We start from the raw sequence: 15,059 nt of genomic DNA, 5'->3' as shown, positions 1-15,059 counted from the left end.
TCTTAATATTCTACTTAAAGTGTGTTTAAATCTATTTAAATTTTATTTATCGCCTCAGTTTTACTGCTCTTTTGCGTCGGTTTTTCATAAAACGGATCGGCTTTATACCCACAACCTGTAAGAAAAATTAATACAAAAAATGGTAAAATCGCCTTATGAAAACGGCTAAAAATTTGATAGAACATATTTATGACAACCCTTCGTATAAAAATTTACGCTCAATCCGCGAATGCTCAAGACTAATCGCCCTACTTGAGCCATCACACCAAAAGATGATAGACTTCTGCTATGTCAAAAACAACGTACTTTATTTTATATTAAATCATCCACTTGGGCTACAAGAGCTAAAACGTGATAGTAGTATAATTACCATAAAAGGCTTATTAAAAATTTTAATTACAAAAAGCCAAAAAGATGGTAAAGATAGTGTTTTTAGTAGTGTCTGCGATATTAAATTTTTTAAATCAAAGACTTTAAAACTTCACAAAAAATCAAATGAGCAAGTGCAAATTTTAAGAAAACAAAGAAGCAAAGCAGAGTTTATGAACCACACCAAAAGCGAAACTTTGCACCAAAAATTTGAAGAGTTGCGAGAAATTTTAAAAGGCAAAATTTGCTAAACGAAGAGCTTAAAAATCTACCAAACAATCCGGGTGTTTATCAGTATTTTGACGCACAAAATCGCCTACTTTACGTTGGCAAGGCTAAAATTTTAAAAAATAGGGTAAAAAGCTATTTTTCATTCACACCAACACTCGCCCCATCGCCAAAGCTAAGCCCTAGAATTTCAAAGATGATAAGCGAAACAACCCACCTTGAATATATCATCACAAACACCGAAGCAGACGCACTAATCCTTGAAAATTCCTTCATAAAACAGCTAAAACCAAAATACAATATTTTGCTTCGTGATGATAAAACCTATCCATACATTTTTGTAAATTTAGACGATGAGTATCCTCGTTTTGAGATAACTAGAAAGGTCATAAAAGGCAAAAATATCCGCTACTTTGGACCATTTTTTACCGGTTCTCGCGAGCTTTTAGACGCGCTTTATCTAAACTATAAATTAGCCCAAAAAGGCTCTTGTTTAAAGGGCAAAAAGGCGTGTTTATTTTATCAAATCAACCGCTGTCACGCACCTTGTGAGGGCAAAATTTCAAAAGATGAATACGCAAAAATCGTTAAAGAAGCAACAAATGCTATTTTAAATCCAAATCTACTAATTTCTAGACTTGAAATTTTAATGCAAACCTACGCAAAAGCCCAAAACTACGAAGCGGCTGCCACCACAAGAGATCAAATAAACACACTAAAAAATATGCAAACAAACATTGAAGTTGATATCGCAAAACTGCAAGATTTTGAAGTCTTTGCCATTTGTGCTAAAAATGAGCTATTTTGTATCGTTCGTTTTAGCATAATTAGTGGCAAAATAAGTGGTGTAAAAAGTGAAATTTTAAATGCAAAAGATGCTGAGATTAGCGAGATTTACAAGCAGGTTTTACTTGATAGTTTTAGCGTTGATAGTCCGCTAACAAGCACGAAAATTTACACGCTTGATGAGTTTGATGATATGGATTTAATTACTGAAATTTTATCCGCTCGTCACGGCAAAAAATTTAGTATCACTAGCCCAAAAACTGGCGAAAAACGCAAAATTTGCGAGATCGCCCTAAAAAACGCCGAGCTAAGCATAAAAAACCATAAAAAAGATACGCTTTCTGATGAGATAAAAGAGTATTTTAACCTAACTCACACGCCTTATGCCATTGAGTGTTTTGATAACTCTCATCTGTTTGGCGAGGCGAATGTAGGGGCGTTTATCCGCTATGAAAACGGAGAGTTTATCAAAGAAAAATACCGCCACACGCATTTAAAAAGCACAAATGACTACGAGCAAATGCGTGAGAGCTTAACGGCAAGGGCGTTAAGGTTTGATAAACTAAGTCCGCCTGATTTATGGGTCATTGACGGCGGAGAAGCGTTGCTTAATCTAGCAATACAAATTTTGGCTTCAAGCGGTGCAAATGTTGATGTTATCGCTATCTCAAAAGAAAAGATAGACGCTAAGGCACACAGGGCAAAAGGCAGTGCAAATGATAAAATTTACACACAAAATGCGAAATTTTCACTAAGCCCAAATGATAAAAAACTGCAATTTTTTCAAAAATTAAGAGATGAAGCACATAGATTTGTCATTAGTTTTCACCGCAAAATTCGCGATAAAAACGCCAAAAACAGCTCAAAATTAAAAGAGCTTGGCATAAGCGAAGGCTCAATTTCTAAATTAGTAAAATTTTATGGAAGTTTTGATAAAATCTACGACGCTACTTATGACGAGATAGCAAAGCTAACAAACAAAAGCGTGGCGGATAAGATAAAGGGCAGAAGTGATAATTTATAATGAAAATTTCAAAATTTTAGGTATGGGGCAAAAGGCTCTTGAGCTGTTTAACTTTGCTAGTGTGAGTGAATTTCTATCAGCTCATAAAAACATAAGTGAACTCATCATCGGACACGAAAGCCAAAGCGACAAAGAGCTTATAGAGAAAATTTTACTATCTCAAAATAAGAGAAAAAAGCTACATTTAAGAGGCAAAGATAACAAAATTTTAAGCGCCATCATCTACGTAAATACCTTTTCAAAGGTTGATGGCATAAACCTTTACGAAGTAGATATCGAAATTCAAGATAACGACCTAGAGCAAAAGCAAGACGATAAAGAGCACGCTAGATTACGACTACCAGTCGTCATAAGTTCCAATCAAATTTCAGGAATAATCCACAAACAAAGCAAAAAAAAGATAGAGATAACAGATGAGTGGCTAGATCAAACAGTAGGGCTTTTAAATTTATCAAAAAAAGAGTTCATCGAGTATCTAGACATAATCACACAAAGTGCGAAGCGACTAGACATACCGCTTCAAAATGCCATAATAACACAAGATGCAAATAATATCAAAAAGCTACTTCTACGCCTTAAAGAGCCTTGTATGAATTTTCGTATCACGCCACTTGCAAGGGCTATAAATGAAATTTTACAAACCGAAACTATAAACTACCACGAGCTTATCTCAACCATAAAAGAGTGTATAAATAGTCTAGAAGCTCTAATCCAAAAACATCAAGGAACTATATGAACGCTTCTAAAAAATACGCTTTATTACTACCGGTAATTATGGCTCTTGCCGTATCCATCTATGGTGTTTATATTTGTATCAGTAGGTTGTATGCAGCAGATCGGTTTGAGCAAGAAATTTTGCTTCAAGACGCATACAAAAAAACAATGGTTTCACTATTAAAAGAAATGGTACTAGTTAGAAACCTTACACAATCAGGTGCTAATGTAAAAAACAGTATAGAACTATATGACTTAATAGCACAAACAGACAAATATGCAAAGATAATAATAGATAAGAAACCAGAAAACAGCTCTTTAATCCTGCAAATAGAAAATATAAGAAATACTGTCAGCATACACGACAGAGGAAAGATATACTACAACTTCTATTTATACATTGGTGAAGTTATGAAAAATGGCTACACCAATATAAAATATAGTGACAATCTAAATATAAATTTAAACATCTATCTAAGTCTAATAAGAGGGTTTTATGACTACATAAACTACGTAATAGAAGATAGATTTTATATCTTTCAAGCAAAATCAGCCCTAGAACTTGCCACAAAACAGGTTATGGGCAAGTGGTTGTCTACAGAATATTTAATCGACTTATCTAGATTTAAAAACATCCCAACACCGCAAATAAAACAGGAGGTTTTAGACATAACAAACTCATCAAAATACCAAGATATGGTAAAAGATATAAAAACACTCAGAAAAGATATGCTTCTTGACAGTGATGAAGAGTATAAAGTAAGCAAAAATGAGCTAGAGCTTATATATGATATATCAAGAGGCAAATTTCTAATGTTAACTGAAATTTCAGACGTAATAGAAAAAGGTATGCTATTTGAGACTAACTACTTTAAAAAACAGCTAAGAATATACATGATACTATTCACTCTGTCTGCTATACTTTTTGGTGTCACGTTGGTTAAGTTGTTTGGTAACTTAAAAATTTTAGCAGAAGCTATACGACAGGCAAAAACAACCCAAAACGAGCTTGAATTTAAAATCAGTGGCAAAAACGAGCTTAAAGAGACTATTTTGCACCTTAGTAGAGCTTATGTTGGACTTTATGATAGTCACAAACACTATAAAAATTTTAACGAAATTAAAAATAATTACTTAAGAATGATCCTAGAAAATAACAAAAAACGCTCAAGAGAGAATATGCAAAGTCTCTCATTTTTGCGTAAAAATTTGCAAGATAACGACAAAATCAAAGCCGTAAGCTTTCTGGAAGAGAACCTATCTAGGATATTTTTAAACCTAAATAACATAAAAAATATCATAAATTTTGAAGAAAACAGCATTAGGTTAAACGAAAATAGCGCCTTTTATCCACAAATTCTCTTTAAAAGAGCCATTGAAGCAAATATGTCAGCTGCCAGAGAAAAGGATATAAACTACATAACCTACATCGATCCACGCATACAAAACGAGCTAGAGGGCGATAAATACAAAATTCAATCAGCCATTTCAAACATCATAGCAGGTGCGATAAGCCAGTGTGCGCAGTATTCAAAGGTCATAGTCGAGATAAAACAAGAGCAAGATAAGGCAGAAAACGACATCGCAAACATATCTGTAAGCATAAGAAACAACGCAAATTTAATGGATAGCAAAAAGATAAACGACATCCTAAACATAAACTCAGATATCACGATGAATACCGATACGAGCGACTTTTGGTTTGCGGTATCAAATGTCTATCTAAAAATTATAAACTCAGAGCTAAACATAAGAAGCGTCGAGGGGCTAGGCAATGAGTTTTACTTTAACCTAAGACTAAAGACAAAATCTTTCTTAGATGCCATTGGCAGTATAAATCGCGATTTAAAAATCGCATTTTTGGAGGATCAAAGCCAAGAATACAACGACTTTTTCAAAAGAATTCTGCAAAATTTAGGGCTTAGCTTTAAAACCTACGTCAGTGATAAAAATATAGGCAGTGAGCACGAATACGATATGGTATTTATGCGTGAAAACGACACAGAAGCGCTTGGTGTTAAAAACATCATAAAACTAAAAGATCCGCTCTGCTCAAGCGACATTTTAGAGGCGTTAGAGAAAAATATAACCGAAAAAGGCGGTCAGAAATTTGTCTTTACAAGACCAAGAGTGCTGGTGCTAGAGGATAACTCAATAAACGCAAATATCTTTAAATTTATGCTAAATGACTATATTTTAGACGTTACATTCTCAAACAAATACAGCCTAAACGGCAACAACGCTAGAAACAACTATGACATCGTCTTTATTGACACTAGTTTGCCTGGTGTGGATGCACTAGATATGGTGGAAAAATTTAAGTCAAACGAGCTAAACTCGCACCTGCCTATCATCGGCTTTATCTCAAACACATCGTCAATATCGCACAAACAAGCAAGTGAGGTGTTTAACCACGTCCTTAAAAAGCCATTTTCTAAAAAAGAGCTACTTGATACGCTGGTAAAATTCATACCTTATATGCAAAATTTCATCAAAACCCAGCTAGACGTACAACACTATATGAACGAGGCTGACGGCATATTGCTTTATAAAAAGACAGCCCTTGAAAATAAAATTTTTGCAGGCGCATTAAGCGACTTTAGTACTATTTTAACAACAGCAAACAACATAAATGAATTTAAACAAAACCTTGAAAACAAGGCGTTTGACATAGTTTTTGTAGATGAGAGCGAAAGCTTAAGTATGGATGAGATCGTTAATCTAATAGAGCTCTCTCGTGCGAAATTTAACTCAGACATCAGGCTATTTATCTTTAGCAAAAATCAAAGCAGTGATCTTGGCTCAAAATACTACATCAAATTTCTCTCTCCGCAAATTAGCAAAACTCAACTTGCAAATATCGTAAGGCAAAACGGCGCAATGCAACGAGAGAGAGAGAGAGAGAGAGAGAGAGAGAATGAAAATATTAACGATTTATAAACAAGAAAAGGAAAAAAATGTTTAAAAAGATTTTTGAAAAACTTATGTTGGCAAGTAGTGCATTTACTATTTTGCCGGTCATCTTTTGTCTACTTGGCGCTATCGTGCTGTTTATCATCGCTAGTTACGATGTTTTAGTTGTTTTTGGCGATGTTTATGCCTACTTTTTTAAAGGCGTCCATCCTGAAAATTTCCATTCAGATGTAGTCGGCGTCATAGTTGGAGCGATCGATCTTTATCTTATGGCACTCGTGCTATTTATCTTTAGCTTTGGAATTTATGAACTATTTATAAGCGAGATAAAGGAGTTAAAAGAGGATAAACACACAAACGTCCTAGAAGTACATTCGCTAGATCAGCTAAAAGATAAACTAGCCAAAGTCATCGTAATGGTCTTAATAGTAAATTTCTTTCAGCGAGTTTTACACGCAAATTTCACAACTCCAGTCGAGATGGGTTATCTAGCAGCTAGTATTTTAGCACTCTGTGTGGGATTGTACTTTTTACACAAGGGCGATTCGCACTAAAATTTAAAAGGAAAAATATGATATTTATTGATGCTTGTTTAAAAAAACCAACCCCATACACCCCAGTTTGGATGATGCGTCAAGCTGGCAGGTATCTGCCAGAATATATGAGAGTTCGTGCGGCTGCTGGGGATTTTTTATCGCTTTGTAAGGACTATAAAAAGGCTAGCGAAGTTACTATCCAGCCAGTTGAAATTTTAGGCGTTGATGCGGCGATTTTATTTAGCGATATTTTGGTTGTCCCACTACAAATGGGTATGGAGCTTAAATTTTTAAAGGGCGAGGGGCCAGTTTTTGATAAACCTATTAGAAATTTAGATGATTTAAACGCCCTTGATAGTGATAAAGCCGTTAAGGATTTAAGTTATGTCTATGATACGATTAAGCTAACTAGGCAAAATTTAGCAAATGATAAGGCGTTAATTGGCTTTTTAGGAGCCCCTTGGACACTTGCAACCTATATGATAGAGGGTCAAGGCAGTAAAACCTACGCCATTTGTAAAAAAATGCTCTATGAAAATCCAGAGCTTTTACACAAAATTTTAACCAAAGTCACCGACGCTTGTATAGGATACGCCAAAATGCAAATACGCTCAGGTGTAAATGCTATCCAAATTTTTGACAGCTGGGCAGCAGCACTTGAAGAGAGTGCATTTTTTGAGTTTAGCTGGGCGTATATTTTAAAAATCGTTGATGAGATCAAACGTGAATTCCCAAGTATCCCAGTCATCGTCTTTCCAAAAGGCATAAGCGGATATTTGGATAAAATTAGCGGAAATTTTGACGTTTTTGGTGTTGATTGGAGCACTCCGATTGAACTTGCAAAAGCAAAACTAAGCCCAAAATACGTCCTTCAAGGCAATATGGAGCCAACACGCCTTTACTCAAAAACAGCAATTGATGAGGGCATTGATAAAATTTTATCCGTGATTAAAAATACGCCTCATATTTTTAACCTAGGACATGGAATTTTGCCTGATATCCCAGTAGAAAATGCAAAATATTTTATAAAGCAAGTTCAAGAGCTTTCAAAAAGGTAAAATTTGAATATAGTTTTTGGGCCGATTAACTCGCGTAGATTTGGTATGTCACTTGGCATTGACCTATCGCCAAATGAAAAGTCATGTAACTTTGACTGCGTCTATTGCGAGTTAAAGGGTGCAAAACCGACAAATTTCATAAAAGATCCGCCAAATATAGACGAGATTATCACGCAAGTAAAAAACGCTCTAAAAATTCATCAAAATATCGACGTCATCACGCTTACAGCAAATGGAGAGCCAACACTTTACCCACAGCTAGAAACTTTAGTAGATAGACTAAATGAGATAAAAACCACACAAAAGTTGCTCATCTTAAGCAACGGCACTGGAGTTTTAAATCCCAAAATTTGTGACGCTTTAAAAAAAATTAACATCGTCAAACTAAGTCTAGATAGCGTCATACAAAGCACTTTTAACAAAATAGACAGACACAAATCAGACATAAAGGTCGCAAATCTAGTAGAAGCAATGGCAAAATTTAGAGAAAATTTCAGCGGAGAACTCGTTTTAGAAATTTTAGTAGTAGCAGGTTTTAACGATACAAAAGATGAGTTTATCGCCTTAAACGAAGCGATAAATTTTATAAAGCCAAATAGGGTTGATATAAGCACGATAGACAGACCGCCTGCATACATCGTAAAAGCCATTGATTTAGGACTTTTAAAGAACTTATCAGAGCTTATCATAAGCACCCCCACACTAATAGTAAAACCACACAAAAGCCAAAACGTATATGAGTTTAGCAAAGATGAAATTCTCTCAACCCTGAAGCGTCGTCCACAAAGCGAAGCAAACGTGAGTGAAAATTTCAGCCAAAAATCCAAAGCATATTTAAACGAGCTTTTAAAAGACGGACTTGTTGCTGAGTGTTTGGTTGCTGGAGTAAAATTTTATAAGGTAGCAAAATGAAAAGAATACTAACGATTCAAGATATCTCTTGCGTGGGCAAATGTTCGCTCACTGTGGCATTGCCAGTTATAAGTGCTTTAGGGCTAGAAACAGCGATACTACCAACTGCCGTGCTTAGCACTCACACTGGTTTTAGAAATTTTAGCTTTCTTGATCTAACCGATGAAATAGAAAAGATAACAGCCGTTTGGAAAAAAGAGAACATAAGCTTTGACGGAATTTACACTGGATTTTTAGGCAGTTTTAGGCAACTAAATATCATATCTAGACTATTTGATGAATTTAAGGGCAACTCGCCACTCATCTTAGTGGATCCTTGTATGGGCGATAACGGCAAACTATATCCTGGATTTGACGCTGATTTTGTAAAAGCTATGTCGGAATTTTGTAAAAAAGCAGAGATTATAACGCCAAATATTACTGAAGCTAGTTTTATGTGTGGACTTGAGTATAAAGATAGTGGTAAATACGACAAAGAGTATATCGATAAAATTTTAAAAACACTTAGCAAATTTGGGGCAAAAAAAATCGTCCTAAAAGGCATAAGCTACACTGGCGATGACTGCGGAGTTATCGCTTATGACACAAATACAAAAGAAAAAACCGAGTATTTTCACGAGCTTTTACCGCTTAAGACGAGTGGTACTGGAGATATATTTGCCTCCGTTTTATTTGGCTCTTTAGTTCTTGGATCTAGTATAGATGTGTCCATACGCCTAGCAGCTGACTTTGTGCTTGAGAGTATAAAATCAACTCTGGCAGACAAAGATAGGACGCACTATGGAGTGCAGTTTGAAAAGCACCTAGCAAAACTAGGCACTTTTAAAATTTCTTATTGATTTTCAGGCAATTCTATCCACTTTTGTGCGATTCTAACGGCATTTGTCGCAGCTCCAACACGGATCTGATCAGCACTGCACCAAAGATGAAGCACGTTATCGCGGTAGTTGTCTTTTCTAATTCTACCGACATATGTATCGTTTGTATCGGTTGCGTGAAGCGGCATCGGATACTCTTTTTTACTTGGATTATCAAGTAATACAACGCTTGGGGCTTTGCTTAAAATTTCTTTTGCTTTTTCTACATCTACTGCATTTTTAAAGTGTATCGTGATAGCTTCTGAGTGGCTTCTAAGCACTGGCACACGCACACAAGTGGCTGAAACCTCCATTTTTTTATGCAAAATTTTCTGAGTCTCTTTAACCATTTTCATCTCTTCTTTTGTATAGTCATTTTCTAAAAAGACGTCAATGTGTGGAATTACGTTAAATGCTATGCGGTGAGCAAAGACCTTTGCTTCGCACTCATCAAGCTTAAACTCAAAGAATTTTTGAAGCTGAAGCACGAGCTCTTCCATACCCTCTTTACCAGCACCACTTGCTGCTTGATAGGTGCTAACATCAACACGCTCGATATCAAAGGCGTCATCAAGTGGCTTTAAAATTTGCACCATTTGGATTGTTGAGCAGTTTGGATTTGCGATTATGCCTGTTTCTTTATAAAGTGCGATATCGCCAGGATTACACTCTGGCACAACAAGAGGGACATTATCTTGCATTCTAAAATGGCTCGTGTTATCAATGACAACCGCACCACTAGCAGCCGCAACTGGAGCGAATTTCTCTGAAACCGACCCGCCAGCTGAGAAAAATGCGATATCTATCTCGTGTTCGTCCCAAACCTCGTTTGTAAGCTCTTTTACTTTATAGCTTTTGCCGTTAAACTCAATCTGGCTTCCTGCACTTTTGCTACTAGCAAGTGGTAAAATTTCGCCGACTGGGAAATTTACCTCACTTAAAACGTTAAAAATCTCCTCGCCAACCGCACCAGTGGCACCGACAACTGCTATGTTAAATTTTCTCATTTTTGCTCCTTTATCTGCTTTTTCTGCCTTGTAAAAATAGATCATCTGCTGTTATTTTGGTACCTTCGCTTAAAATAGCAGCCCTTTGTGTAATTGAGATTAGCTCTCTAATGTTGCCAGGATATGAGTAGCCTAAAAGCTCACTTATTGCCTCATCGCTAAAAGATTTTTCACCAAGCTCGTATTCATCGCATACTTTTTTAAGCACTGCGTTTGCGATAGCTTCTATCTCGTCCTTTCGCTCACGAAGTGGCGGGATTAAAAGCGGAATTGTATTTAAGCGGTAAAATAGATCCTCTCTAAATTTTGCGTTTTTGATTAGCTCGTCTAAATTTGCGTTTGTCGCACATAAAATTCGCACATCAATTTTTATAGGTTTTGTGCCACCAAGTCTTGAAATTTCACGCTCTTGAATAGCACGAAGTAGCTTTGGCTGTAAATTTATAGGCATCTCGCCAATCTCATCTAAAAACAGCGTTCCGCCATTTGCGAGTTCAAAAAGCCCAGTTTTTTGTGTCGTGGCGTCGGTAAATGCACCTTTTTCAAAGCCAAAAAGTTCGCTCTCAATGAGATTTTCAGGGATCGCTGCCATATTTATGGCGATAAATGGCTTATCTTTTCGCTTTGAGTTTTGATGTATAAAATTTGCAAAAACCTCCTTGCCAACGCCACTCTCGCCCATTATCATCACACTTGCGTCAGTCACGGCAGCTTTTAGTGCGATATTTTTAGCCCTTTTTAAAGCCTCTGAGTCACCTACAAAATCGCTTTTGATATTTGAAATTTTTATCTGTTTTGTGCTGATTTTCTCACGCTCTTTTTGCACCCTTTTTATCGCTTCATAAAGAGTATTTACGTCAAACGGCTTTGTCAAAAAGTCCTTAACTCCAAGTCTAACGCTCTCAATCGCTCTATTTAGCGTGGCATTGCCAGTCATTATAATAACGTCAAATTTACCATTTAGTTCTTTTATAAACTCAATGCCGTCAAGTCCAGGCATATTTATGTCAGTAATAATAATATCAGGCTCAATACTTGAAAGCTGTTTAAGTGCTTGAGTGGCACTTTTAACGCTTGACACTTCAAGGTCATCATAATCTGCTAGTGCGATTTCAAGGGATTTTCTCATATTTATATCGTCTTCAACGATAAGAACTTTCATCACTTTGCCTTATACTTTAGTGTGCTGATAATAACTGAATTTGGCTTAAAATTTATAATAAAACGTATCGGAAGTATGCTTATGGTGGTGTTTTTTGTTACAAAATCACCGCTTTTTTTTATAGCTGAACTAACTTTTGCACCATTTAAAAAGAAGCACTCAAAAATTTCGCTCTTATAATTGGAGAAAAAATCATCTGAGTTGTTTATATCAAAGCCCGTTTCTATCTCGCAAATACGATAAAATTTTGGGCTTTTTAGCTCTATTTTTGATCTAACTATGCTGATGTTTTCAGATCTTACAACGCCGTCTTTTGTATCAAGCAAAGCAGAAAATATAAACTGCTCACCTGATACAAAGGATAGCAAAAAAACTAGTATGAAAAGACTTCTTGCCACTTATTTTGATCTATTTGTAGTTGCATTTCGACCCTGTAAAGTCCGTCTTTAAAGCTCTCGCTTATGATATTTGCGTTTTTTACAAGCCCTCTAACCCTAGTGGTTACCGAGCTATCTTTAAGCATAGCGTCACGCACGGTATCTTCTGCGTTGATTTTTACACCATAAAGATTACCTGCTAGTTGAGAATACGCATCTGCCATAGCCGCACGTTTTGCAAGAGCTTGAGCCTGAGCGTAAGATATGGCGTTTTGTGGGGCTATGCCCTCTCCAGTCACTCTAAAACTAACTGGTGCTGGTTGTGCGTCATATATCATCTTCTCTTTTTTCATAACATCTCTAAGATCGTCTTTATCGACCTTTTGGATTATAACATCGCGTTTTGCAACGTTGTTTTCAGGGATAAATCCATTAAACGAACAACCGCTAAAAATCGCTAAAAATACGACTAAAAAAGCAAAATTTCTCATCTTTATCCTTTAAATTTATTCCAAATCCAACCCATCATCACTCTCGTCAGTATCTTCACTAGCTTTTGGACATCTTGCGATACTTACGACATCATCGCCATCTACATTTACGACTATTACGCCACTTGTGTTGCGACCCGCTTTTCTAATGCTTTGCATATCAACTCTTATCATCTTGCCACTTGAAGTAAGAGCCATTAAATCCTGCTCATCATCAACCATAACAACACCGACTAAATCACCTGTGCGGTTGTTTAGCTTCATACAGATAACGCCCTTGCCACCGCGGTTTGTGAGACGATACTCATCAGCTGTTGTGCGTTTGCCAATGCCCTTTTGAGATATGCTTAGCACCTCTTGGCTGTCACTTTCAATCACAGCAGCTCCCACGACCTCATCGCCTTGTTCTTTAAATTTAATACCAGTTACACCGCGTGCACTTCTGCCCATTTGGCGAACTTTACTTACATTAAATTTAAGGCACATACCCTTTTTAGTAACGATAAAGAGTTTTTTCTCGCCACTATCATCTAAATTTTCATCACTATTCTCATCGCTGTTTTCGTCCGTAATTTCAGGTTGCAATACAACATTTTCTTCGCCGTCAATATTAGTAGAATTTTCATCATCTGGGATAAAATCATCGCTATTTTCAACGATCAAAGCGGTTACTAGCTCATCGTTTTCATCAAGGCTAATTGCTCTAACGCCGATTGAGCGGATGTTTTTAAACTCGCTTAAATTTGTGCGTTTTACTACGCCGTTTTTAGTGAAAAATGCCAGAGATTTACCCTCACTAAAATCGGTCGTTGGGATTATCGCCATAATTTTTTCATCAGCTTGAAGCTGAACTAAATTTACAACCGCCTTGCCTTTTGCTGTGCGTGAGCCCTCTGGAATTTTATAAACTTTTAGCCAGTATAATTGACCCCTATCTGTTACAAACATAAGCGTATCATGTGTGTTTGAGGTAAAGAAGCTCTCAATAAAATCATCATCGTAAGTCGTGACCGCTACCTTACCCTTGCCACCACGCTTTTGCTTCTCATACTGCTTACTTGGCACACGCTTAATGTAGCCACGATGGGTTATGGTAACGACCATATTTTCATTTGGGATAAGATCTTCAATGTCAATATCATCGTAATCATCAACAATTTCAGTAATGCGTGGGACTTTAAATTTAGAGCGAATTTCTTTTAGCTCATCTCTGATTATATTTTCAAGAAGCTCTTCGCTTTTTAGAATTTTACTTAGTCTTTCAATCTCTTCAAGAAGTGCCTTTAACTCGCTCTCTATCTCATCGCGACCTAAATTCGTAAGCTTACTTAAACGCATATCAAGAATCGCATTTGCTTGAAGCTCACTTAGACCAAAATTTTCCATTAGTCCAGCACGAGCAGTCGCTGTATCAGCGCTATTTCTTATTAAATTTATAACAGCGTCAATATTATCAAGTGCGATTTTTAAGCCCTCTAAAATGTGAGCTCTTGCACGAGCCTTTTCAAGCTCAAAAATCGTTCGGCGGATAATAATCGTCTTTCTATGATTTAAAAATAACTTTAATAACTCAATTAGATTAAATACCTTTGGTTCTTTATTATCAATGGCAAGCATTATAACGCCAAAGGTGCTTTCCATTGTCGTTGATTTAAAGAGGTTATTTAACACGATATCGCTCATCGCGTCGCGTTTTAGCTCAATAACAACGCGAATTCCCTCTCTATCGCTCTCATCTCTAACTTCGCTAATGCCCTCAATTTGCTTTTCCTTTACAAGCTCGGCAATCTGCTCAATTAGACGTGCCTTATTTGTCTGATAAGGTAGCTCGTCAATTACGATTACATCTTTGTTTGGCTTCTTTTCAATATGAGTTTTTGCCCTGACTTTAACACGCCCTCTACCGGTGCGGTAAGCCTCAATAATGCCTTTTTTGCCAAATATTATACCACCAGTTGGAAAATCTGGCCCTTTGATATGTTGCATAATCTCTTCAAGCGTAGCATTTTTATTATCCAAAACAAGCAAAAGTCCGTCAATTAGCTCATCAAGGCTATGTGGTGGTATGTTTGTAGCCATACCAACAGCAATACCGCTTGATCCGTTTAAAAGCAAATTTGGCACACGGCTTGGCAGGACATCTGGCTCCATTTCGCTACCATCGTAGTTTGGGACAAAATCAACGGTTTCTTTTTCAATATCGCTTAAAATTTCTTCGCTTAATTTTGTCATCTTTGCTTCTGTATAACGCATAGCCGCAGCGCTGTCGCCGTCAATTGAACCAAAGTTTCCCTGTCCATCAACGCTAGGATAACGCATAGAAAAGCTCTGTGCCATACGAACGAGTGCGTCATAAACAGCCGTATCGCCGTGTGGGTGGTATTTACCGATGACATCGCCCACGATACGTGCCGATTTGACATATTTTGCACTGGAGCGAACGCCTAATTTATGCATCGCATAAAGGATACGCCTATGAACCGGTTTTAAGCCGTCCCTAGCGTCTGGCAAAGCACGACCGATGATAACGCTCATTGAGTAGTCAAGATAACTAGCCTTTATAGAGTCTTCAATGTCTATAACCTGAATATCTTGGTTTTGATTTAGTAAATTTTCTTCCATTTG

The 15,059-nt window shown here is 36.8% G+C and carries 14 protein-coding genes; 8 read left to right on the top strand and 6 right to left on the bottom strand.

Annotated elements, in window-relative coordinates:
• Positions 1–35 precede the first annotated feature (35 nt).
• A complete protein-coding gene (locus CMCT_RS02145) occupies positions 36–185 on the bottom strand; it encodes a hypothetical protein (protein ID WP_169763410.1) in 150 nt (49 codons plus the stop codon).
• On the opposite strand from CMCT_RS02145, the gene CMCT_RS02140 reads away from it, so the two are divergent.
• From CMCT_RS02140 to CMCT_RS02105, 8 genes are read left to right on the top strand one after another with little or no spacing between them, the layout of a single operon-like run.
• Complete coding sequence (locus CMCT_RS02140; protein WP_176324994.1) at positions 174–620, top strand: hypothetical protein; 447 nt, start codon at positions 174–176, stop codon at positions 618–620. The genes CMCT_RS02145 and CMCT_RS02140 overlap by 12 nt on opposite strands.
• Positions 614–2,407, top strand: a complete 1,794-nt coding sequence (gene uvrC / locus CMCT_RS02135) for an excinuclease ABC subunit UvrC (protein ID WP_034967813.1) — start codon at positions 614–616, stop codon at positions 2,405–2,407. The genes CMCT_RS02140 and uvrC overlap by 7 nt, the downstream gene beginning before the upstream one ends.
• Entirely contained in the window at positions 2,394–3,143 is a 750-nt protein-coding gene (locus CMCT_RS02130; protein ID WP_034967811.1) for a hypothetical protein, read from the top strand. The genes uvrC and CMCT_RS02130 overlap by 14 nt, the downstream gene beginning before the upstream one ends.
• The gene (locus CMCT_RS02125; protein WP_176324993.1) at positions 3,140–6,061 is read left to right on the top strand and encodes a response regulator; all 2,922 of its coding nucleotides are present in this window, start codon (positions 3,140–3,142) and stop codon (positions 6,059–6,061) included. Before CMCT_RS02130 ends, CMCT_RS02125 begins: the two co-directional genes overlap by 4 nt.
• 17 nt (positions 6,062–6,078) lie before the next feature.
• Positions 6,079–6,588, top strand: coding sequence for a YqhA family protein (locus CMCT_RS02120; RefSeq protein ID WP_034967804.1), 510 nt, complete (start codon positions 6,079–6,081; stop codon positions 6,586–6,588).
• 17 nt (positions 6,589–6,605) lie between these two features.
• Positions 6,606–7,628, top strand: coding sequence for a uroporphyrinogen decarboxylase (hemE, locus tag CMCT_RS02115; protein ID WP_176324992.1), 1,023 nt, complete (start codon positions 6,606–6,608; stop codon positions 7,626–7,628).
• Positions 7,629–7,631: 3 nt separating this feature from the next.
• Entirely contained in the window at positions 7,632–8,540 is a 909-nt protein-coding gene (locus CMCT_RS02110; protein ID WP_034967802.1) for a radical SAM protein, read from the top strand.
• Complete coding sequence (locus tag CMCT_RS02105) at positions 8,537–9,379, top strand: pyridoxamine kinase (RefSeq protein ID WP_034967800.1); 843 nt, start codon at positions 8,537–8,539, stop codon at positions 9,377–9,379. The genes CMCT_RS02110 and CMCT_RS02105 overlap by 4 nt, the downstream gene beginning before the upstream one ends.
• Here the strand turns inward: CMCT_RS02105 and CMCT_RS02100 are convergent.
• From CMCT_RS02100 to gyrA, 5 genes are read right to left on the bottom strand one after another with little or no spacing between them, the layout of a single operon-like run.
• Complete coding sequence (locus CMCT_RS02100; protein WP_176324991.1) at positions 9,373–10,404, bottom strand: aspartate-semialdehyde dehydrogenase; 1,032 nt, start codon at positions 10,402–10,404, stop codon at positions 9,373–9,375. The genes CMCT_RS02105 and CMCT_RS02100 overlap by 7 nt on opposite strands.
• 10 nt (positions 10,405–10,414) lie before the next feature.
• Positions 10,415–11,566, bottom strand: a complete 1,152-nt coding sequence (locus tag CMCT_RS02095; protein ID WP_034967797.1) for a sigma-54-dependent transcriptional regulator — start codon at positions 11,564–11,566, stop codon at positions 10,415–10,417.
• The gene (locus CMCT_RS02090) at positions 11,566–11,964 is read right to left on the bottom strand and encodes a hypothetical protein (protein ID WP_034967795.1); all 399 of its coding nucleotides are present in this window, start codon (positions 11,962–11,964) and stop codon (positions 11,566–11,568) included. Before CMCT_RS02090 ends, CMCT_RS02095 begins: the two co-directional genes overlap by 1 nt.
• Positions 11,940–12,434, bottom strand: coding sequence for an LPP20 family lipoprotein (locus CMCT_RS02085; protein ID WP_034967793.1), 495 nt, complete (start codon positions 12,432–12,434; stop codon positions 11,940–11,942). Before CMCT_RS02085 ends, CMCT_RS02090 begins: the two co-directional genes overlap by 25 nt.
• A gap of 15 nt (positions 12,435–12,449) precedes the next feature.
• On the bottom strand, positions 12,450–15,056 hold the full coding sequence (gene gyrA, locus CMCT_RS02080) for a DNA gyrase subunit A (protein ID WP_034967790.1): 2,607 nt from the start codon (positions 15,054–15,056) through the stop codon (positions 12,450–12,452).
• Positions 15,057–15,059 lie beyond the last annotated feature (3 nt).

The organism is Campylobacter mucosalis (assembly GCF_013372205.1).
Taxonomy (GTDB): Bacteria; Campylobacterota; Campylobacteria; order Campylobacterales; family Campylobacteraceae; genus Campylobacter_A; species Campylobacter_A mucosalis.
This window is presented reverse-complemented; position numbering and strand designations above follow the sequence as displayed.

Excerpts from the sequence above, each read along its gene's own strand:
- CMCT_RS02120 (WP_034967804.1), top strand. The coding sequence starts at position 6,079 with ATGTTTAAAAAGATTTTTGAAAAACTTATGTTGGCAAGTAGTGCATTT.
- CMCT_RS02125 (WP_176324993.1), top strand. The coding sequence starts at position 3,140 with ATGAACGCTTCTAAAAAATACGCTTTATTACTACCGGTAATTATGGCT.
- gyrA (WP_034967790.1), bottom strand. The coding sequence starts at position 15,056 with ATGGAAGAAAATTTACTAAATCAAAACCAAGATATTCAGGTTATAGAC.
- CMCT_RS02105 (WP_034967800.1), top strand. The coding sequence starts at position 8,537 with ATGAAAAGAATACTAACGATTCAAGATATCTCTTGCGTGGGCAAATGT.
- CMCT_RS02085 (WP_034967793.1), bottom strand. The coding sequence starts at position 12,434 with ATGAGAAATTTTGCTTTTTTAGTCGTATTTTTAGCGATTTTTAGCGGT.
- hemE (WP_176324992.1), top strand. The coding sequence starts at position 6,606 with ATGATATTTATTGATGCTTGTTTAAAAAAACCAACCCCATACACCCCA.
- CMCT_RS02145 (WP_169763410.1), bottom strand. The coding sequence starts at position 185 with ATGTTCTATCAAATTTTTAGCCGTTTTCATAAGGCGATTTTACCATTT.
- CMCT_RS02095 (WP_034967797.1), bottom strand. The coding sequence starts at position 11,566 with ATGAAAGTTCTTATCGTTGAAGACGATATAAATATGAGAAAATCCCTT.
- CMCT_RS02100 (WP_176324991.1), bottom strand. The coding sequence starts at position 10,404 with ATGAGAAAATTTAACATAGCAGTTGTCGGTGCCACTGGTGCGGTTGGC.